The sequence below is a fragment of the Brachymonas sp. KE5 genome (genome assembly GCF_057773645.1).
This window is the reverse complement of record NZ_CM173463.1, coordinates 806,260-826,121: the sequence shown is the minus strand read 5'-3', so window position 1 is coordinate 826,121 and position 19,862 is coordinate 806,260. Positions and strand designations below refer to the sequence as shown.

General features: G+C 64.6%; 20 protein-coding genes and 5 tRNA genes. 10 read left to right on the top strand and 15 right to left on the bottom strand.

Annotated features, from left to right (window positions below; genetic code table 11):
• Nucleotides 1–26 precede the first annotated feature (26 nt).
• The gene (locus tag ACX36O_RS03925) at nt 27–1,415 is read right to left on the bottom strand and encodes a phosphomannomutase/phosphoglucomutase (RefSeq protein WP_213359708.1); all 1,389 of its coding nucleotides are present in this window, start codon (nt 1,413–1,415) and stop codon (nt 27–29) included.
• Between the two features lie 208 nt (nt 1,416–1,623).
• Between ACX36O_RS03925 and ACX36O_RS03920 the strand changes: the two genes are divergently transcribed.
• From ACX36O_RS03920 to ACX36O_RS03895, 6 genes are read left to right on the top strand one after another with little or no spacing between them, the layout of a single operon-like run.
• Nucleotides 1,624–2,166, top strand: a complete 543-nt coding sequence (locus ACX36O_RS03920; RefSeq protein WP_213359705.1) for a methylated-DNA--[protein]-cysteine S-methyltransferase — start codon at nt 1,624–1,626, stop codon at nt 2,164–2,166.
• Between the two features lie 30 nt (nt 2,167–2,196).
• On the top strand, nt 2,197–2,781 hold the full coding sequence (gene pilV, locus ACX36O_RS03915) for a type IV pilus modification protein PilV (RefSeq protein ID WP_213359697.1): 585 nt from the start codon (nt 2,197–2,199) through the stop codon (nt 2,779–2,781).
• Nucleotides 2,778–3,665, top strand: coding sequence for a PilW family protein (locus ACX36O_RS03910; protein WP_213362631.1), 888 nt, complete (start codon nt 2,778–2,780; stop codon nt 3,663–3,665). Before pilV ends, ACX36O_RS03910 begins: the two co-directional genes overlap by 4 nt.
• Complete coding sequence (locus ACX36O_RS03905) at nt 3,665–4,414, top strand: PilX N-terminal domain-containing pilus assembly protein (protein ID WP_213359695.1); 750 nt, start codon at nt 3,665–3,667, stop codon at nt 4,412–4,414. Before ACX36O_RS03910 ends, ACX36O_RS03905 begins: the two co-directional genes overlap by 1 nt.
• Nucleotides 4,407–4,853, top strand: coding sequence for a type IV pilin protein (locus tag ACX36O_RS03900; RefSeq protein ID WP_488360086.1), 447 nt, complete (start codon nt 4,407–4,409; stop codon nt 4,851–4,853). The genes ACX36O_RS03905 and ACX36O_RS03900 overlap by 8 nt, the downstream gene beginning before the upstream one ends.
• Nucleotides 4,850–5,395, top strand: a complete 546-nt coding sequence (locus ACX36O_RS03895; protein WP_213362630.1) for a GspH/FimT family protein — start codon at nt 4,850–4,852, stop codon at nt 5,393–5,395. Before ACX36O_RS03900 ends, ACX36O_RS03895 begins: the two co-directional genes overlap by 4 nt.
• A gap of 157 nt (nt 5,396–5,552) precedes the next feature.
• On the opposite strand, the gene ACX36O_RS03890 is transcribed toward ACX36O_RS03895, so the two are convergent.
• From ACX36O_RS03890 to folC, 11 genes are all read right to left on the bottom strand, one after another.
• Nucleotides 5,553–5,629 (bottom strand) — tRNA-Asp (locus ACX36O_RS03890).
• A 59-nt stretch (nt 5,630–5,688) separates the two neighbouring features.
• Nucleotides 5,689–5,764, bottom strand: a tRNA-Glu gene (locus tag ACX36O_RS03885).
• A 52-nt stretch (nt 5,765–5,816) separates the two neighbouring features.
• Nucleotides 5,817–5,893, bottom strand: a tRNA-Asp gene (locus tag ACX36O_RS03880).
• Between the two features lie 60 nt (nt 5,894–5,953).
• Nucleotides 5,954–6,029, bottom strand: a tRNA-Glu gene (locus ACX36O_RS03875).
• Nucleotides 6,030–6,042: 13 nt separating this feature from the next.
• Nucleotides 6,043–6,118 (bottom strand) — tRNA-Ala (locus ACX36O_RS03870).
• 62 nt (nt 6,119–6,180) lie between these two features.
• A complete protein-coding gene (gene gltX / locus ACX36O_RS03865; RefSeq protein ID WP_213359690.1) occupies nt 6,181–7,578 on the bottom strand; it encodes a glutamate--tRNA ligase in 1,398 nt (465 codons plus the stop codon).
• Between the two features lie 32 nt (nt 7,579–7,610).
• On the bottom strand, nt 7,611–8,834 hold the full coding sequence (locus ACX36O_RS03860; RefSeq protein WP_371686906.1) for an O-succinylhomoserine sulfhydrylase: 1,224 nt from the start codon (nt 8,832–8,834) through the stop codon (nt 7,611–7,613).
• A 25-nt stretch (nt 8,835–8,859) separates the two neighbouring features.
• Nucleotides 8,860–10,368 (bottom strand): amidophosphoribosyltransferase, encoded by a 1,509-nt coding sequence (gene purF / locus ACX36O_RS03855; RefSeq protein WP_213359684.1) that lies wholly within the window; start codon nt 10,366–10,368, stop codon nt 8,860–8,862.
• A 52-nt stretch (nt 10,369–10,420) separates the two neighbouring features.
• Nucleotides 10,421–10,972 carry a CvpA family protein gene (locus tag ACX36O_RS03850; RefSeq protein WP_213359676.1) on the bottom strand — a complete coding sequence of 184 codons (552 nt, stop codon included), beginning with the start codon at nt 10,970–10,972 and terminating at the stop codon, nt 10,421–10,423.
• Nucleotides 10,973–10,987: 15 nt separating this feature from the next.
• Complete coding sequence (locus tag ACX36O_RS03845; protein ID WP_371686907.1) at nt 10,988–12,049, bottom strand: SPOR domain-containing protein; 1,062 nt, start codon at nt 12,047–12,049, stop codon at nt 10,988–10,990.
• An 81-nt stretch (nt 12,050–12,130) separates the two neighbouring features.
• A complete protein-coding gene (gene folC / locus ACX36O_RS03840) occupies nt 12,131–13,456 on the bottom strand; it encodes a bifunctional tetrahydrofolate synthase/dihydrofolate synthase (RefSeq protein ID WP_213359670.1) in 1,326 nt (441 codons plus the stop codon).
• A 41-nt stretch (nt 13,457–13,497) separates the two neighbouring features.
• Between folC and ACX36O_RS03835 the strand changes: the two genes are divergently transcribed.
• Nucleotides 13,498–13,866, top strand: coding sequence for an ArsC family reductase (locus ACX36O_RS03835; protein WP_213359668.1), 369 nt, complete (start codon nt 13,498–13,500; stop codon nt 13,864–13,866).
• Nucleotides 13,867–13,908: 42 nt separating this feature from the next.
• On the opposite strand, the gene rnk is transcribed toward ACX36O_RS03835, so the two are convergent.
• Nucleotides 13,909–14,331, bottom strand: a complete 423-nt coding sequence (gene rnk / locus ACX36O_RS03830; RefSeq protein ID WP_213359665.1) for a nucleoside diphosphate kinase regulator — start codon at nt 14,329–14,331, stop codon at nt 13,909–13,911.
• A gap of 271 nt (nt 14,332–14,602) precedes the next feature.
• Between rnk and cls the strand changes: the two genes are divergently transcribed.
• From cls to argG, 3 genes are all read left to right on the top strand, one after another.
• Nucleotides 14,603–16,030 (top strand): cardiolipin synthase, encoded by a 1,428-nt coding sequence (gene cls, locus ACX36O_RS03825; RefSeq protein ID WP_488360085.1) that lies wholly within the window; start codon nt 14,603–14,605, stop codon nt 16,028–16,030.
• A 91-nt stretch (nt 16,031–16,121) separates the two neighbouring features.
• Complete coding sequence (gene ppnP, locus ACX36O_RS03820; RefSeq protein ID WP_371698354.1) at nt 16,122–16,436, top strand: pyrimidine/purine nucleoside phosphorylase; 315 nt, start codon at nt 16,122–16,124, stop codon at nt 16,434–16,436.
• Between the two features lie 32 nt (nt 16,437–16,468).
• On the top strand, nt 16,469–17,809 hold the full coding sequence (argG, locus tag ACX36O_RS03815) for an argininosuccinate synthase (RefSeq protein ID WP_213359657.1): 1,341 nt from the start codon (nt 16,469–16,471) through the stop codon (nt 17,807–17,809).
• A gap of 150 nt (nt 17,810–17,959) precedes the next feature.
• Here the strand turns inward: argG and ACX36O_RS03810 are convergent, their stop codons facing one another.
• Nucleotides 17,960–18,589: a DUF937 domain-containing protein gene (locus ACX36O_RS03810; RefSeq protein ID WP_213359647.1), complete on the bottom strand. Its 630-nt coding sequence runs from the start codon at nt 18,587–18,589 to the stop codon at nt 17,960–17,962.
• 189 nt (nt 18,590–18,778) lie between these two features.
• Nucleotides 18,779–19,843: a UDP-N-acetylmuramate dehydrogenase gene (gene murB, locus ACX36O_RS03805; RefSeq protein WP_488360084.1), complete on the bottom strand. Its 1,065-nt coding sequence runs from the start codon at nt 19,841–19,843 to the stop codon at nt 18,779–18,781.
• Nucleotides 19,844–19,862: the final 19 nt, after the last annotated feature.

The window sequence follows — 19,862 nt, the reverse complement described above, 5'->3', positions numbered from 1 at the left end:
CGAACGATGAATATAGAGGCCCGCACTCAGTGCGCCGCAGCCCCCAGCACCGCATCCGGCTTCACGCGGCGCAGCAGTTCCAGCATGGCATGCTGGATACGCTCCAGCGCCTCGGGCGTATGGCCTTCGAAGCGCAGCACCAGCACCGGCGTGGTGTTGGAGGCACGAATCAGGCCGAAGCCGTCCTCCCAGTCCACCCGCACGCCATCAATGCCGTTGACCTGCGCCTGACCGGCAAATGCCTGCTGCGCCAGCGGCAACAGTTCGGCCGCCAGACGGTGCGGCTCGCCTTCGGCGCAGGCCACATTGATCTCGGGCGTGGAGTGGCTGGTAGGCAGCGCATTGAGCACGGCCGAAGGATCCGCTTGGCGGCTCAGGATTTCCAGCAGGCGCGCTCCCGCATAGGTGCCGTCGTCAAAGCCGAACCAGCGCTCCTTGAAGAAGATGTGGCCACTCATTTCGCCACCCAGCGGCGAATCGACTTCTTTCATCTTGGCCTTGACCAGCGAATGCCCGGTCTTGTACATCAGCGGCACGCCACCTGCCGCCGCAATGGCGGGTGCCAGGCGTTGCGAGCACTTCACGTCGAACACAATGGTGCCGCCGGGCACGCGCTGCAGCACGTCCTGTGCAAACAGCATCATCTGGCGGTCCGGGTAGATCACATTGCCATCTTTGGTGACGATGCCCAGACGGTCGCCATCGCCATCAAAGGCCAGGCCGAGCTCGACATCGGTGTCGCGCAGCGCGCGCTTCACGTCCTCGAGGTTTTCCAGCTTGCTGGGATCGGGATGGTGGTTCGGAAAATCGCCATCGACTTCGCTGTACAGCTCGCTCACCTCGCAGCCCAGCGCACGGAACACCGCAGGAGCCGTCGCGCCGGCGACGCCATTGCCGCTGTCCACCACGATCTTCATCGGGCGCGCCAGCTGCACGCTGCTCGTGATCTTGTCGCCGTAGGCGGGGAACACATCCTCCTGGCGCACGCTGCCACCTTCGGCCAGCACCCAGCTTTCCTGCTCGATGACCTCGCGCAGGCCCTGGATTTCCTCGCCATAGATGGCCTTGCCAGCCAGCACCATCTTGAAACCGTTGTGGTCCTTGGGGTTGTGGCTGCCCGTTACCTGGATGCCGCTGTCGCACAGGGTGTGCGCCGCGAAATACAGCATGGGCGTGGTCACCATGCCCACGTCGATCACCTGCACGCCCACATCCATCAGGCCGGCGATCAGCGCCTGTGCCAGTTCCGGCCCGCTCAGGCGGCCATCACGGCCCACGGCCACCGTCTGGCTGCCCTGGGCGCGCGCACGGGTACCGAAAGCCCGGCCAATAGCGCGCGCCACATCGGCAGTTACGGTAGTCGGCACCACGCCGCGAATGTCATAAGCCTTGAAGATCGAAGCGGCTACTTGCATGGGAGGAAAAGCCCGCGCGCGGACTGGTGTTGTTGGATCGACCCATTGTAAGGGGAGTACACTGGGCCGCAGCCGAGTGCACGGCATGCTTTGGTACGACATGGCGGGCGTGCAGCGCGCCTGCCGAGTCTTCCTGATGCTGGACTTCCCCGCTGCGCTGCGGGCGGGCGCCCCGGATTTTTCTTTACCAAACCCTGCGAGACCTGCCATGCCTGCCGTTCCCTACCGTCGCCTGCTGCAAGCGCGCAGTGTGTACTCTTCTCCCCTGGGTCCGCTCCACGTGGGCGCGACCGCGGAGGGGCTCGCCGGCGCCTGGTTCGAGCCGCAGAAATACTTCTCCGTGGACGAGCTGGACGGCGTCCCCGTCGCTCCGGAACATCCGGTACTCAAACAGGCCGCCCTGGCGCTGGACCGCTACTTCGCCGGCAAAGAATTGCAGAATCCACCGCTCACCTTCGTGGAAGGCAGCCCATTCCAGCAACGAGTGTGGCATGCCCTGGTCGGCATCCCGCAAGGCCACACGAGTACTTACGGCGCGCTGGCCAATGCCCTTGGCTGCCCTGGCGGCGCCCGGGCCATCGGCATGGCTGTGTCGCGCAACCCGGTCAGCCTGTTCGTGCCCTGCCACCGGGTGGTCGGTGCGGGGCAGCAGCTGACAGGCTACGCCGGCGGACTGGATCGCAAGATTGCCCTGCTGGAACTGGAGCATGCGCTGGTACCCGAGCCGGAGCAAGATTTGTTTCCGCAGTAAATTTTAGAACTTTTTAATTAAAATAGCGGGATGCATCTGCGCATCCCCGTTCACCGCCGTCATCCCCGTCATCCCCGTCATCATCGAGGCTTCAGCCTGATCGAAGTGCTGGTCACATTGGTGTTGCTCGGCGTCGGCCTGCTGGGTGCGCAGCAGATGCACGCCACTGCGCTGCGTCAGCATCGCGACACGCAGCAGCAGGCGCGTGCCGATCAGCTCGCCGCCGATCTGGCCGAACGCATCCGCGCCAATCCTGCCATCGCTCGCTTGCCGGGGAGCCCCTATCTGCTGGACATGCGCGCGGGCGCAGCGCCTTCGCTGCCCTCGCCGGACTGCATCACCGCACCCTGCGAAACGCCCGAGCAGGCGGCAGCCTACGACCTGGCCGACTGGCAGCAGCAGGTCGCGCAGGCCTTGCCAGGCGCACGGATCCAGGTCTGTGCCAATGCAAACCCAGTGGATGCACAAGGGGAAACCAACTGGGCCTGTACCAGCTCCAGCGCTCAACCCGCACGCACTCTGGTCATCAAGCTGGGCTGGAGCAAACGCCCAGGCGAAGAGCCCGTGCAACCACGCACCGTGCTGGTGGCAAGCACCGGGGCACCTTCGCCATGAAGTCGATGCGCCGACCGGCTCCCGGCTTTACCCTGATCGAGCTGCTGGTCGCCCTCGCACTCGGCCTTACCGTGATCGCGCTGGCCAGTTCCGGCCTGCTGCTCGCACGTCAGGGCATGCAGCTGGTGGATCAGTCCACCCAGCTTCAAGACCGCGAGCGGCTGGCTCGAGATGTCATCACGCGCACGCTGCGCCAGGCAAGCCGGGGAAGCGCCACCTCCGCGCAGGAGCGGGTCGTGTTCGGCTGGGACAATGCTGTTTACCGCAAGCCCGAACATCCGGACTTCGCCACGGTGGCCAACATCCGCAATGGCAACCGGCCCACCCGTTGCGGATCGGTGCGTGACAGCAGTTGCGTCAACGGCAGCGATATCGTGCTGGTACAGTCCGCGGGCGGAGCAGGCGCTGCGCATTGTGGCGGGGGAACGGCATCTACATCCTTCATCCAGATTCTGTATGTCGCCCGCGACAGCCACTCTGCGGAGCCTGGCCTGTCATGCGCTTACCGCAGCACCAACGACTGGGTGTCCGTACCCCTGATGGAAGGCGTGGAAAGCCTGCAATTTCTCTACGGCTTGCAGACCCAGGACGCGCGATTCAGCCATGTCACGCAGTGGCAGCATGCCGGGGAGCTGGAGGTGGCCGGCGATGCCGAGGCCACGCGGGCGAACTGGCAGCGCGTCCGGGCCGTGCGCATCGCTCTGGTACTGCGCAGCACGCAGGGCGTGGCCGCCCGCGGGCCAGCTTCCTTGCATCCCTTCGGATCTGCCTATGCAGAGCTTGCCTCCACCGACGCCGGAGCAACCCTCACTGTAGTGCCCGACAAGCGCCTGCGTCGCACGGTGCAGTGGACCGTGCATCTGCCTGCAACCGGGAGCCGCTGATGCACGACCAGACGGCACCCGGTATCCGTTCATCTGCTGCTAGGCGCACTTCCCGGCAAGATGTCGGCTTCACCCTGATTCCCACCCTGATCCTCCTGCTGGCAGTCGCACTGATAGGCAGCGCGACAACGCAATGGGTGCTGCTCTCGGCCCGCTCTCTCACCAGTGACCGCCAGCACCAGATCGCGTACCAGGCTGCCCGTGCCGCTCTCGACGACGCCATGCACGACATGCTGAATACCTCGACATCGCCTTCGGAACGCAGCGCGCTATTCCGCGGAACATCCTCTGCCTTGCTCTGGCCAGAGGAAGGATGTGGCAGTGGCCCCTTTCAGGGGCTGTGCGCGCCGGATGCTGCACAAGCCCTGCTCGCGGGTGCTGCCACCCTGACAGGAGCGTTTGCCGCTCCTGCCAGTGCACACGACTGGCAAGCCCCGGAAACCAGCGTCCCGTTCGGCCACTTCACCGGCGCCCGCTATCCCATGGGGCCGGGAATGCAATCGGCTGCACCGCCCCGCTACCGCATCGAGCGCCTGCAAGCCCCGGCTGCAGCACAAAGCACCGTCTCCACCACTCTTTACCGCGTGACGGCATTGGGTTTCGGCCCGTTGCCTGCACGCATCCCGGTCCTGCTGCAAGCGGAACTGACAGCCACGCCACCACCAGCAGAATCGCCGGCTTCGTCCATGCAGCTGCGAGAAATCGCCTTCCGCCAACTCCCTCCCCCACAACTCGATGCCAATGACTGACTCCTTGCGCGGCTTCACGCTGCTCGAAACCCTGCTGGTCCTGACACTGGTCGGCATTCTTGCCAGCCTCGCCTACCCCTCGTATGCCCGCCATCTGCGCCAGGGCGAACGCCAGACGATCCAGACCGCGCTGCAGGAACAGCTGCTGCAACAGGAGCAGTACCGCGCACAACACCAGCGCTATGCCACATTTACCGCGGGCGAACCGGGAGAGCTGCCATTTGCCGCCGACACCGGCCGCGCAGAAGGCCGTTACCTGCTGGGCGCCCGCGCCTGCAAGGACGAGGATGGCAATGCTGTGCCTCTTTCCGATTGTGTGGTGGCATTCGCCCAGCCAGTTGCAACTGGCTCGACACGGCCGTCCTATGGCATGGACGCTATGGGAAAACGATATTGTCCTGATGAGGAAAATTCCTCTAATTGCTGGAATCAACCATGAAAAACCAGCTCTCCCAGCCCACACAGCGCGGCTTTACCCTGACCGAACTGTTGGCCAGCCTCGGCATTCTGGCACTGGCCAGCACGCTGGCGGTCCCCGCCTACCAGGACTGGCAATCGAGGCTGGCCCTGCAGGAAGCCAGCGCCGGCTTCATCGCCGCTGCCCATGCCGCGCGCAGCCATGCGCTGGCGACAGGTCACAATACCATGGTGCAGGCGCCCGAAAGCAACTGGAACAACGGATGGCGCGTGTTTGCGGATGCCGATGGCAACGGTCAATGGGATCCCGACCGGGATACGCTGCTGCAGGAGCGCAACACCGGCTCGCAAGGCGTTGCAATTTCTGCCCCGGCCACGGCGACCGGAAATGCCAACACACTCAAGGACGGCTACCTGCTCTTCAATGGGCAGGGGTTTGCACGCAATCGGGAAGGCTCCCTCGCCAACGGCACGCTGGAATTTCGTCTGCGTGACCGGCTGCGTGCCGTGGTGTTCTACCGCACAGGCAGAATCCGCACCTGTGATGACGACGCGTGTCGCTGATCAGCACCTGGGACGTCCGGGCCCCTGCTCCTTGCGACAACGCTGTTCGCACCCTGCAGGTAGAACGGCCTCTTTATGGCATCGTGCAAAAGGTGTTTGCAGCTGAGCACGCAAGAAAAAACCGCCTGCTCACAAGAAACAGGCGGTTTGGAGGATGTGGCGGAGTGGACGGGACTCGAACCCGCGACCCCCGGCGTGACAGGCCGGTATTCTAACCAACTGAACTACCACTCCTGGTAGCTGGCAGACTGCCGAAGCAAGCTGCCTGCCAGATGCCTTTTATAGGCATTGTCTGGCGACCCTACGGGGATTCGAACCCCGGTACTCACCGTGAAAGGGTGATGTCCTAGGCCTCTAGACGATAGGGTCAAAACCTGGGAACTGACTAAAAAGCCTTGCACGGATGCAAGGCTTTCGATGTTGGCGGAGTGGACGGGACTCGAACCCGCGACCCCCGGCGTGACAGGCCGGTATTCTAACCAACTGAACTACCACTCCTGGTGGTTCGCATGCCGTTGCCAGCCTGCTTGCCAAGTCTGCTGTTGCCAGCAGATTGTTTGGCGACCCTACGGGGATTCGAACCCCGGTACCTACCGTGAAAGGGTAGTGTCCTAGGCCTCTAGACGATAGGGTCAAAACCTAGAATTTGGTGGAGGTAAGCGGGATCGAACCGCTGACCTCTTGCATGCCATGCAAGCGCTCTCCCAGCTGAGCTATACCCCCAAATTTTGCTTCGCTTTCAACGAACTTCGTTTGCTGCGAAGACTTGAATTATAGGCCAGTTTTCAGACTTTTTGCAAGTCCCGCAAAACTTTTTTGCGTTGTTGCAATGTCAGCACGGCGTCGAGGGAAGGCGTCTGGGGAGTCCCCATGACCAACACGCGCACCGGCATGGCCAAGTGCGGCATTTTAAGCCCAAAATCAGCCAGAATCTGCTTGATGGCTGCAGAAATTGCTTGCTGCGTCCATTCACAGCTTTCCAGCTGCGTCGCCAGTGCTGCAATGGCCGGACGAACAGCCTCCGTCAGGTGCTTGGCCTTGTCTTCTTCCGAGGCCTCCACGGAAACATGGAAACGCTCGATCCAGTCCGCCAGCGCCACCAGCGTATCGCAGCGGTCCTTGAGCAGACCGCACATGGCGGGAAGGCGGCCATCATCCAGCAGGTCCGCAGCAATGCCCTTCTGGATCAGAAAGGGACGCACCAGCTCGGCCAGACGCGCATCGTCCATGGCCTTGAGGTGCTGGGCGTTCACCCAGCGCAGCTTGGCTTCGTCGAACTGGCCGGCGCTGCGGCCCAGGTGGTCCAGGTCGAACCATTCCAGGAATTGCGCGCGCGAGAAGATCTCGTCATCGCCGTGGCTCCAGCCCAGGCGAGCCAGATAGTTGACCATGGCGTCGGGCAGGTAGCCTTCATCGCGGTACTGCGTCACGGCCTTGGCGCCGTTGCGCTTGCTCATCTTCTCGCCCTGCTCGTTCAGCACGGTAGGCAGGTGGGCAAACACCGGCACCTGGGCGCCCAGGGCCTCGAAGATGTGGATCTGGCGTGGCGTGTTATTCACGTGGTCGTCACCGCGGATCACGTGGGTGATCTGCATGTCCATGTCGTCCACGCAGACGCAGAAGTTGTAGGTGGGCGTGCCGTCCGGGCGCGCGATCACCAGGTCGTCGAGCTCGGCGTTCTGGAATTCGATGCGGCCCTTGCACTTGTCGTCCCAGCCGACCACGCCCTGTTTCGGCGTTTTGAAGCGCAACACCGGCTGCACGCCTTCGGGCACGGGCGGCAGCACCTTGCCCTCCTCGGGGCGCCAGGTGCCGTCGTAGCGGGGCTTTTCCTTGTTGGCTGTCTGGCGCTCGCGCAGAGCGTCCAGCTCTTCCATGCTCATGTAGCAGGGGTAGACATGGCCGGAAGCCTGCAGTTGCGCCAGTACTTCCTTGTAGCGGTCCATGCGCTGCATCTGGTAGAACGGGCCTTCGTCAGGCGTCAGGCCCAGCCACTCCATGCCTTCCAGAATCACGTCGACGGCCTCCTGCGTGGAGCGGGCCACGTCCGTGTCCTCGATGCGCAGGATGAAATCGCCCTGCTTGGCGCGGGCGAAAGCCCAGGGATAGAGGGCGGAGCGGATGTTGCCCAGGTGGATGAAACCGGTGGGCGAGGGAGCAAAACGGGTACGGACTTGACTCATGGTGACGGAGGGTAAACAGGAATAAGGGGCGATCAGGCCAGCGTGGACAGGCCGCGCATCAGGTCGGCCTTGAGGTCGTCCAGATGCTCCAGGCCCACGGCCACGCGGATTAACCCTTGTACCACACCGGCAGATTGGCGCTGCTCTTCGCTCAGGCGGCCATGCGAAGTGCTGGCCGGATGGGTGATGGTGGTTTTCACATCACCCAGGTTGGCGGTGATGCTGCACAGTTGCGTGCTGTCGATCACATGGAAGGCGCGCGCGCGGCCCTGCTCGGGCGATTCGGCCTTGACGGTGAACGACAGCACCGCGCCGCCCAGGCCATTTTGCTGGCGCATCGCCAATTCATGCTGCGGGTGCGACGCCAGGCCAGGATAGAACACACGGTCCACCTGCGGCTGCTGCTCCAGCCATTGCGCCAGTGCCAGCGCCTGGGCGCACTGCGCCTTCACGCGCAGCGACAGGGTTTCGAGGCCCTTGAGCACCACCCAGGCATTGAACGGAGACAGCACCATGCCGGCAGCGCGGATGATGGGGTTGAAACATTCGTCCACCAGCTTGCGGCTGGCGCAGATGGCGCCGGCCATCACCCTGCCCTGGCCATCCAGGAATTTGGTGCCGGAGTGGATCACGATATCGGCGCCCAGGCTGAGCGGGCGCTGCAGCACGGGTGTGGCGAAACAGTTGTCGACGGCCAGCAGCGCACCGGCTGCATGGGCGATCCCGGCCAATGCCGCAATGTCGCACAAATCGGTCAGCGGGTTGGTGGGGGTTTCGGCAAACAGCAGGCGCGTGTTGGGACGCACGGCCGCGCGCCAGGCCTCTGCGTCGGTCTGCGGCACAAAGGTGGTCTCGATGCCGAAGCGCGCCATGTCAGTGCCCATCAGCTTGATGGTGGAGCCGAACATGGATTGCGAGCAGATCACGTGATCGCCGGTCTTGAGCAGACCCATGGCCATCAGCAGCACAGCCGACATGCCGCTGGCCGTGGCGATGACAGCTTCGGCCCCCTCCAGCGCAGCCAGACGCTGCTCGAAGGACGTCACCGTCGGGTTGCCGGTGCGGGTGTAGGTATAGCCGTCGGCCGGGTGGGCAAAGTTGTGCGCCGAGGTTTCGCTGTCGGGCTGGACGAAGCTGCTGCTCAGGTACAGCGCTTCGGAATGCTCGCCGTACTGGCTGCGTGGCAGGGCCTGGCGCACGGCCAGAGTATCGACATGCCAGCCGGTTTCGGCTGGCGGTGTGGAATCGTGGGACATAGGAGATTTATGGAGGTAGCAGGTATCAGCCCTGGATTTCGGCATTGGGCAGGGTGAGGCGCGAGGTGGAGTCGCCGTCCTCGCCCGTCCTGGGACGTTCCTGCTGCATGCGCGCGATATCGCCGTCGCAGATGTCGCCGGTCACGTACACGCCATCAAAGCAGGAAGCGTCCATGTTCTCGATGGCCGGATTGAGTCCGTGCATGGCAGACTTGAGCGCTCCCAGATCCTGGTAGATCAGTGCATCGGCACCGATCAGCTGGCGCACTTCCTCGTCGGTGCGGTTGTACGCTACCAGCTCCTGCTGGGTCGGCATGTCGATGCCGTATACGTTGGGGTAGCGCACCGGCGGTGCGGCGCTGGCAAGATACACCTTCTTGGCGCCGGCGTCGCGTGCCATCTGCACGATTTCCTTCGAGGTGGTGCCGCGCACGATGGAATCGTCCACCAGCAGCACATTGCGGTCCTTGAACTCGCTGGCCACCACATTCAGTTTCTGGCGCACCGATTTCTTGCGCACCGCCTGACCCGGCATGATGAAGGTGCGGCCCACGTAGCGGTTCTTCACGAAGCCCTCGCGGTACGGCAGGCCCAGTACATGGGCCAGCTGCATGGCGCTGGGGCGGCTGGATTCGGGGATCGGGATCACGGCGTCGATCTCGGAGGGCGGCACCATGGAAATCACGCGCTTGGCCAGCGCCTCGCCCATCTTCAGGCGTGCGCGGTAGACGGAAACGCCATCCAGCTCGGAATCGGGGCGCGCCAGATAGACGTACTCGAACAGGCAGGGATTGAGCACCGGATTCTCGGCGCACTGCTGGGTGTGCACATTGCCGTCCAGGTCGACGAAGACTGCTTCGCCAGGAGCCACGTTGCGGTCGAACGGCACGCCGACGCCTTCCAGCGCCACCGATTCGCTCGCGACCATCACGGTGCCGTCCTCGCTCTTGCCCATGCACAGCGGGCGGATGCCGTGCGGATCACGGAAGGCCAGCATGCCACGGCCGGCGATCATGGCGATCACGGCGTAGGAGCCCTTGAGACGGCGGTGCGCGGCGCGCACGGCGTTGAACACGTCCTGTGCCTCCGGCGTGCGGCCCCCGCTGGATCGCTGCAGCTCGTGCGCCAGCACGTTGAGCAGCACTTCGGAGTCGCTCTCGGTGTTGGTGTGGCGATGGTCGGTAGAGCTCAGTTCCTCGCGCAGGCTGCGCGCGTTGGTGAGGTTGCCGTTGTGCACCATCACGATGCCGAACGGCGCGTTCACGTAGAACGGCTGCGCCTCTTCCTCGCTGTAGGCATTGCCCGCGGTGGGATAGCGTACCTGACCCAGGCCGCAATTGCCGGGCAGCGCGCGCATGTTGCGGGTGCGGAACACGTCGCGCACCATGCCCTTGGCCTTGTACATGAAAAACTTGCGGTCCATCTGCGTGGCAATGCCCGCCGCATCCTGGCCGCGGTGCTGCAGCAGCAGCAAGGCGTCATAAATCAACTGGTTCACCGCCGAGCGGCTGACCATGCCCACGATTCCACACATATCAGTACCCTTCCTTGCTGCAGAGGCTGTCCGGCTGCAGCACCCGATTCGATTACGCTTTCGTACCCAGGGCCGGCGGCAGCCAGCTCCGCACTTCAACCGGCAGCATGGGTGTCAACTGCTGCAGCGAGGCCGTCAGCCAGCCTGCCGCGGGAGACTGCACCCACCAGCTGCCCTGGTGCAGCGGCGTGGACCAAACGGCCACCGTCAGCAGCCACAGTAGCACCATGGCGCGCAACGCGCCAAAACCCGCACCCAAAAACCCGTCCACGGCGCCCAGTCCCAGGCCCTGCAGGCTGCGGCGCAGCGCCCCGGACACCAGACTGATCAGCAGCAGCACCAGCACGAACACCAGAGCAAAGGCCAGCACGTACTGTGCCTGCGCACTCCAGCCCCGCATGAACTCGCTCGCCGAAAACCAGATCTGCACTGCCGGCGCCGCCCAGCGCGCGGCAAAAAAGGCCGCCACCCAAGCCAGCAGCGACGCCAGCTCGGCCACAAAGCCACGCACCATGCCCAGCACAATGGACAACAGCAGCACCGCGATGCAAATGGCATCGAACAATCCCGCCGACTGCCACAGGCCCAGCACGCTCTCCGTCACGATTCAATCCTGCCGTCAGTAACTGTACATGGACACCGGCAGGCCGAGCGCCTTGACCTTGGCGGCCACGCGTTCCATTTCCTTGCGGCTGGTGAATGGCCCCATGCGCACGCGCGTGACTTCCTTGCCGCCGATCTTGACTTTCTGCGTGAAGTTGTTGATGCCGGCAGCAGACAGCTTGCGACGCGTTTCGGCCACACGAGCCTCCTCCACGAAGGCCCCCACCTGCACCACGAAACGGCCTTTTTCCGGGAAGTCATAGGTGACTGCCGGCTTCTCGGCGGTTTTCTGGGCGTCTTCACGGGCCTTCTGCTCGGCCAGCTTGCGCTGCTCGGCTTCCTTTGCCTTCTGTTCAGCCAGCTTGCGCTGCTCAGCCTCCCTGGCCTTCTGTTCGGCCAGGGCACGCTGCTTCTCGGCTTCGGCTTCGCGGGCAGCCCTCTGCTCCACGGCACGCTCCTCGGCCGCCTTCTGTTCAGCCAGACGGGCGGCTGCCGCCTTTTCCTCGGCAGCCTTCCTGTCGGCGGCGCGTTTCTCGGCCGCCTTCTGTTCGGCCAGGCGGCGCTCCTGCGCCTTCTTGTCGGCAGCCTTGCGCTCGTCTTCAGCCTGTCGGGCGGCGCGCTCTTCCTCGGCCTTGCGCCGGGCTTCGGCTTCCTTTTCGGCGGCGGCATCGCGCTCGGCGACCCGGGCGGCTTCTGCATCGCGCGCGGAATCGCCGGAGGCGGCAATCTCGCCCGCCTGGGCGTTGCCGGCATCGGCCACGATTTCCTCGTTGTCGGCCAGGCTCTTCTGCACGTCCACGCGCGCGGCTGGCGAACCGGTCGGCACCGTGTCGATCCTGTCGTCCATCACGATCGGGATGGTGGGTGACACCGTGCGCGGCTCGGAATCAAAAATCAGGGGAAACAGGATGACCGCAGCCACCACCAGCACGGCAGAGCCGATCAGGCGATGGCGGGCACGGCGGCGCAGGTCTTCCGCCGAGGGCACGAGGCCGGCTTGCGCACGGCCCTTGTCGGCAGCACCTTCGGCCGGAGCCGGATTTTGGGGGCTGGAATTTCGGTTTGTGAAAATTGCCATGCAACAACCAGGGTTCAGGATCTTGGACGCGCGGCCTTGTGGGCGATGCAAGCCGGCGTAGCGATGCGGCGATTGCCGCGCTCAGTCCGCCACATGTGGAGCCGACAGACGGGGCAAAGGTTCCCGCAATACTTCTCCAACGGTGAGGAACGATCCGAAAACCACAATTCTATCAGCCGGGTCTGCCGCAGCAATGGCTGCCTGCAGCGCCTGTTGCGGGCTGGAGAAGACCTGCGCCTCGGACTGCACCACACGGCCGCCCTGCCCGCTGCAGCATTGCTGCCACACCGCCATCAGCCCCTCGGCAGTTTCGGCACGCGCAGTGGGCAGATCGGTGAAATACCAGCGGTCGATCACCGGATGCATGCGGCGCAGCATGTCGCCCAGATCCTTGTCGGCCATGGCGCCGAAAACGCCGTGGGTGGTCGGGTAATACGGCATGGCATCGAGGTTGGCCACCAAGGCCGCTGCGGCGTGCGGATTGTGCGCCACATCGAGCACCAGCGTGGGCTGGCCGGGCACCATCTGGAAGCGGCCCGGCAGCTCGACCAGCGCCAGCCCCAGGCGCACGGCCTGCGCCGGCACCGGCAGACGGTCGCGCAAGGCAGTGAGCGCGGCCAGCACGCCGGCAGCGTTGACCAGCTGGTTGGCGCCACGCAGGCCCGGATAGGCCATGCCGCTGTAGCGGCGGCCGCGTCCGGCCCAGCTCCATTGCTGCTGGTCGCCCGCGGTGTTGAAATCACGCCCCACCAGCCAGAGGTCGGCTCCCAGCGCCTCGGCCTGCTGCACGATGCTCTGCGGCGGCACCGGATCGCTCACCACCGCCGGCTTGCCCGCACGCAGGATGCCGGCCTTCTCCAGACCGATGGTCTCGCGGTCATTGCCGAGGAACTGCACGTGGTCGATGTCGATGCTGGTGATGATGGCGCAGTCGGTGTCGATCAGGTTGACTGCATCCAGACGGCCGCCCATGCCAACTTCGAGGATGACGGCATCCAGCTTCGCACTGGCCAGTGCGTCGAGGATGGCCAGCGTGGTGAATTCGAAATAGGTCAGGCTGATGTCTCCGCGTGCGGCCTCCACGGCGGCGAAATGCTGGCACAGCACGGCATCGTCCACCGGCTCATTGTTGATGCGGCAGCGCTCGTTGAAATGCACCAGATGCGGCGAGGTGAACAGGCCGGTGCGGTAGCCGCCCTGACGCAGGATGCTCTCGAGCATGGCGCAGGTCGAGCCCTTGCCGTTGGTGCCGGCCACGGTAAAGACCGGGCATTCGAAGCGCACGCCGGCGCCATCATGCATGCGCGCAGCCACGCTGCGCAGGCGGTCCAGGCCCATGTCGATAGTGACGGGGTGCAGTTGCTCGCAGTGGGCCAGCCACTGCTCCAGGGTGGTGAAGGATTGCATGGGCCGTATTGTCCCAGACTATCCGCACCCATAATGGCAGCATGAACAACAGCAGCTCCCCCACCATCACCGTTTATGGCATCCCCAATTGCGACAGCGTGAAAAAGGCGCGCACCTGGCTCGACCAGCAGGGGCTGGCCTATGCGTTTCACGATTTCAAGAAGCTGGGAGTGCCGGATGCCCCGCTGCAGCAGTGGCTGGAACAGGCGGGCTGGGAGCGCGTGCTCAACCGCAAGGGCACGACCTGGCGCAAGCTGGAAGCTGCCACGCAGGCTGCAGTGGTGGACGCCGCTTCGGCTGCCGCCGTCATGCAGGCGCAGCCGAGTGTGATCAAGCGTCCGGTGATCGACTGGGGCGACGGCCGCATCACCGTGGGCTACACGCCCGACGAATGGCCGCCGGCCACCTGAGCGCTGGCGCCTGTGCCCGCATGGGCAGGCGCCATTCGGCGATCAGCGGTGGAACTGGCCCTGGGCTTCGGGCTGGGCGATGACTTCGAGGATGCGCAGTTCAAGTGTGCGGCCACCCGGCATCGGCCAGGCAATGGACTGGCCCACCGACAGGCCCAGCAGCGCGCTGCCGGCCGGAGCCAGCACCGAAATCGTGTCCGGCGCACCGGCGCCCTTGGGATAGACCAGGGTGAGCGCGTGCTGGCTGCCGGTCTTGACGTCCTCGAAGCGCACGGTGGAATTCATGGTGACAACGCCGGCAGGCATGTCCTGCGGCTCCACCACCGTGGCACGCCGCAACTCCTGCTCCAGAGCGTCCACGCCCGGCAGGCCGTGGGCCATGTCGGACTCCAGCAGTTGCTCGATGCGGTCGTAGTCCAGGCTGGACACGACAATGGGCGGGAAGGAAGAAGGTGCAGCTTGCATGTTGTTCTCGGTGTGCAGGGAGTTGCCAGAAGCAAAAGTTTCCTATGCTAGCCGCAATGGCACTGCTTTGGCAAACCGCAGGCAATCATCCGTGTGAGCCGGTGCGTCTTTCTGCGTACCCGGCGGCAGCGCCGGCATGGCCGCACGCTGCCCTGTTGCAAATTGCGCGACGCACTTCTCCCGCAGGCACGGACTCTGCTAATCTCGACGCATTCCCGCTGTCTCCCGTACTGCCTGTTTCCCTTCGATGCACGCCGCCCTGAATTTCCTGATGCTGCACTGGAAAAGCCTGCTTGGCTGGGTCTGGCTGCTGACGGGCATTTATCTGGCAATCCGCATCGTCTGGCAGCAACGCTCGCCGGCCGCAACGCTGGCGTGGATCCTGGCGCTGTGCCTGATTCCGCCGGTCGGTCTGGTGCTGTACCACTTTGTCGGGCCGCGACGCATCCAGCGGCAATCGCTGCGCCGCATGCGCAGCCGCGCCCTGCTGGCCTCGGAAACCGACCTGGAGGCCTTGCGCGCCAACAACCCCCATCCGCCCGTATGGGCCACACAGCACAGCCGGCTGATCGAGGCGAGTTCGGGCATTCCTGCGGCCAGCTGCTCGAAGGTGGAGCGGTTGCTGGGAGGTGCTGCCACGCTGCGCTCCATCCTGCAGGCGGTGCAGTGTGCCTGCCAGCATATCCACCTCGAGTACTACATCTTCGAGCCGGACCAGACCGGCCAGCGCCTGCTTGCGGCCCTGACGGAGCGCGCCCGCCAGGGCGTGAAGGTGCGGCTGCTGGTGGATGGCGTGGGCTCCTCCGCCCTGCTCGGCTGGCGCGGCCGCACCATGCTGCAAGCCTACCGGCAGGCGGGGGGCGAATTTGCCATATTCCATCCGGCGCGGCTGGACCGCTGGCGCCCGCTGGTGAATCTGCGCACCCACCGCAAGATCGTGGTGGTGGATGGCAGCATCGGCTTTACCGGAGGCATCAACATCACCGACGAGGAGAACGAGGAGCTGTTCCCTGACGTTGCCTACCGCGATACGCACCTGCGCATGGAAGGGGCCGGCGTGCGCTGGCTGCAGTACGTGTTCATGCAGGACTGGGTGTATGCCAGCGGCAAGCACCGCTTCGAGCCGGAAGTGCTGGCACCGCATGCACCGGGGCCCTATGCCGTGCATGTGGTGGCCTCCGGGCCGGACAGCGACGGCCAGTCCATCCACCAGAGCATGCTGCATGCCATCAGCATTGCCGAGCAGCGCATCCTGCTGACCACGCCCTACTTCGTGCCGACCGAGCCCACCTTCTTCGCGCTGATGAATGCCGCGCTGCGTGGCGTGAACGTGCAGATTCTGGTGCCGCGCCGCAGCGATTCCTGGCTGGTGACGGTGGCGGCGCGCTCCTATTTCGGCGTGCTGCGCGGGGCGGGCGTGAAGATCTTCGAATACCAGGGCAACATGCTGCACGCCAAGACGCTGGTGGTGGACGACAACTACAGCATGGTGGGCACGGCCAACTTCGACAACCGCAGCTTCCTGCTCAACTTCGAAATTGCCGTGGCGCTGTTCAGTCCCGAACTCAACCGGCAGCTCGCCGAAGACTTCGTGCACGATCTGGGCAAAGCCCGGCTGGTGACCTTCAACCCGCGCAGCATCCGCTGGTATAACCACCTGCCGGCCTCATTCGCGCGCCTGCTGTCGCCGCTGCTCTGAGGCTGCGCCGGTTTCGGCCGGCAGCAAAAAAAGGTAACATTCACACTTTGCCGCAATTGCGCCGGCATGTCTTCGCACGAGAACCGCATCCATGACTTCCCCCCTGAGCAACGTGGCCCTGGATCCCAAGGCCAATGTCTATTTCGACGGCAAGTGCGTCTCGCACAACTTCACCCTGGCTGATGGCACGAAAAAGTCGGCCGGCGTGATCCTGCCCGCCACGCTGACCTTCAATACCGGCGCACCCGAGATCATGGAATGCGTGGCCGGTTTCTGCGAATACAAGCTGGCCGGCAGCGATGCCTGGCAGCGCAGCAACGCCGGCGAGCGCTTCAGCATTCCCGGCAACAGCTCCTTCGAGATCCGCGTGACCGAGCCCTACCACTACATCTGCCACTTCGGCTGATCGGTCCTCCTGCATTTTCCTGACGACACACCATGTCCAACACCATCCTGCAATCCATTCCCTCCGGCCAGAAGGTCGGCATCGCCTTCTCCGGCGGCCTGGACACCTCCGCCGCCCTGCTGTGGATGCGCCAGAAAGGCGCCGTGCCCTACGCCTACACCGCCAATCTGGGCCAGCCTGACGAATCCGACTACGACGCCATCCCGAAGAAGGCCATGGAATACGGCGCCGAGCAGGCCCGCCTGATCGACTGCCGCACGCAACTGGCACACGAAGGCATTGCCGCCATCCAGTGCGGTGCCTTCCACATCAGCACCGGCGGCATCCACTACTTCAACACCACGCCGCTGGGCCGCGCCGTAACCGGCACCATGCTGGTGGCCGCCATGAAGGAAGACGACGTCAACATCTGGGGTGACGGTTCCACCTTCAAGGGCAACGACATCGAGCGCTTCTACCGCTACGGCCTGCTGACCAATCCGGCACTGAAGATCTACAAGCCCTGGCTGGACCAGCAGTTCATCGACGAACTGGGCGGCCGCGCCGAAATGAGCGCCTTCATGACCGCCAACGGTCATGGCTACAAGATGAGCGCCGAGAAGGCCTATTCCACCGACAGCAACATGCTGGGCGCCACGCATGAAGCCAAGGACCTGGAAGAACTGAGCAGCGGCATCCGCATCGTCAACCCGATCATGGGCGTGGCGTTCTGGAAGCCGGAAGTCGAAGTCAAGCCCGAGGAAGTGCGCGTGCGCTTCGAGGAAGGCGTGCCGGTCGCGCTGAACGGCAAGGAGATCCACGATCCGGTGGAACTGTTCCTGGAAGCCAACCGCATCGGCGGCCGCCATGGCCTGGGCATGAGCGACCAGATCGAGAACCGCATCATCGAGGCCAAGAGCCGCGGCATCTACGAAGCGCCCGGCATGGCGCTGCTGTGGACCGCCTACGAGCGCCTGGTGACCGGCATCCACAACGAGGACACCATCGAGCAGTACCGCATCAACGGCCTGAAGCTGGGCCGCCTGCTGTATCAGGGCCGCTGGTTCGATCCGCAGACCCTGATGCTGCGCGAAACCGCCCAGCGCTGGGTGGCGCGCGCCATCACCGGCGAAGTAACGCTGGAACTGCGCCGCGGCAACGACTACTCGATCCTGAACACCGAGTCGCCCAACCTGACCTACGCGCCCGAGCGCCTGAGCATGGAAAAGGTCGAGAACGCGCCCTTTTCTCCGGCCGACCGCATCGGCCAGCTGACCATGCGCAACCTCGACATCGTCGATACGCGCGACAAGCTGGGCATCTATGCCAACAGCGGCCTGCTGCAGCTCGGCGAAGGCGCTGCCATGCTGAAGCTGGAAGGCAAGAAGGACTGAGCCTTTCCGGCCTTTTCTGCACGAGCCGCCCGATGCGCAAGCCGGGCGGCTTTTTCGTGGCCATGCCGTGAAAACAGGAACGCCCGCAGGCGGATGCCATGCGGGCGTCGGTGCGAGACGCATCAGCGCAAGGGCTGATGCCGGATGCGCTTAGCGGCGGCCACCCAGGAAGGTCGCGCCCATCTTGAGCAGGTCGCCCAGTCCGACCTGACCGTCACCGTCCTGGTCCAGCACGGCGTTCATCAGGGTGCCGCCTAGGCCGCCCTGCTGCTGCACCTGGGCACGCTCCTGGCCCAGCATGCCGCCCAGGCTGCCGGAGTTCATGCCGCCAGCCATCACCTTCTTGGCCAGGAAGGCCATGACGATGGGCGCCAGGATCTTGAGCAACTGGGCCGACTTGTCGGAGCCGATACCGGTCGCCTGGCCCAGGCCTGCTTCGGCACGCGGCTGCGCGCCGCCGAAGATGTGGCCGAGAATGCCGCCACCGTCCATCTGGCGGGCCGGCGCCATGGCGGCACCGCCGCCCAGCAGCGAGCCCAGCAGGCCGCCCAGATCCACGCCACCCGCGGCAGGCACGTGGTCGCGCTGCAGCGCGCCGAACAGGTCATCCGCACCCTGCGGGGTCTGGGCGTTCCGGCCCAGTGCGCCCACGATCATGGGGATGGCGGCTGTGATGGCGTTCTGCGTCTGGGAATTGTCGGTGCCCAGCTGGCCGGCGATCTGGCCCAGCAGCGGCCCCTGCAGCTGGCCCAGTAGCTCGTCGACGATGGAGTTGTTCATGGTTGGCATCCTTCCTGAAATAAGGGATCACGTTTTCTGATCATACGATGCCGCCTGCTTCAAATTTTGCGCTCGGGCCCGAGACAAAGCCGAAATAGGTGAAAACCTTCACGCTACGCGAAGCGTTCGATCGCGCTCTCCAGGCGGCCCCTGATCAGGAGCCTGCGCCCCGGCAGGAATCAGGACCCCTCACACCACCACGGGCTCCGGCTCGAGACGGATGCCGAAGCGCTCGTACACGCTGGTCTGGATGGCACGCGCCAGCGTCATCACTTCGCCGCCGGTGGCGCGCACGCCGGTTTCGCCGAAGCGGTTCACCAGCACCAGCGCCTGCTTCTCGTACACGCCGGCATTGCCCATGCTCTTGCCGCGCCAGCCACAGGCGTCGATCAGCCAGCCGGCCGCCAGCTTGATGGTGCCGTCGGGCATCTCATAGTGCACGATATTGGGCTCGCGGTTGATGATGTCGCGGCACTGCTCGGCGCTGACTACCGGGTTCTTGAAGAAGCTGCCCGCGTTGCCGATCACGGCCGGGTCGGGCAGCTTGGCGCTGCGGATCGCCACCACCATGTCGAACACCTGCTGCGCCGTCGGCTGCGTGATCTGCAGTTCGGCCATCTTGCGCTGGATGTCGAGATAGCCGGTTTCGGCACGCCAATGTTTGGGCAGTGCAAAGCGCACCTGGGTGATGACAGCCTTGCCAGCCAGGCCATGGTCGCCCGGTTTGGCGGGCGCGTGCTTGAACACGGAATCGCGGTAGCCGAAACCGCATTGCGCCGCCGTCAGCGTGAAGCTGCGGCCGGTGTCGATGTCCACCGCATCCAGGCTGTGGAAACGGTCCTGCAGTTCGACACCGTAGGCGCCGATGTTCTGCACCGGCGACGAGCCCACTACGCCCGGAATCAGCGCCAGGTTTTCCAGGCCGGGATAGCCCTGCTGCAGCGTCCATTCGACAAAACCGTGCCAGTTCTCGCCGGCGCCGGCCTGCACGATCCAGTGCTTGTCATCTTCATCCACCAGGGCCTTGCCCATGATCTCGATCTTGAGCACCAGCTGGCGCACGTCGCCCGTCAGCACCAGATTGCTGCCGCCGCCCAGCGCCAGCCAGCCTTTGGACAGCAGTTCCGGCTGCTCGCTCAGTGCCTGCAGGTCGGCCGCCGAGCGCACGTGCAGCAGGTCGTGCGCACGCGCGGCGATGCCGAAGGTGTTGAAGGTATCCAGGGAAGCGTTGCGTTCGATGCGGAGAATAGTCATGGGGGATAATTGTCCCACC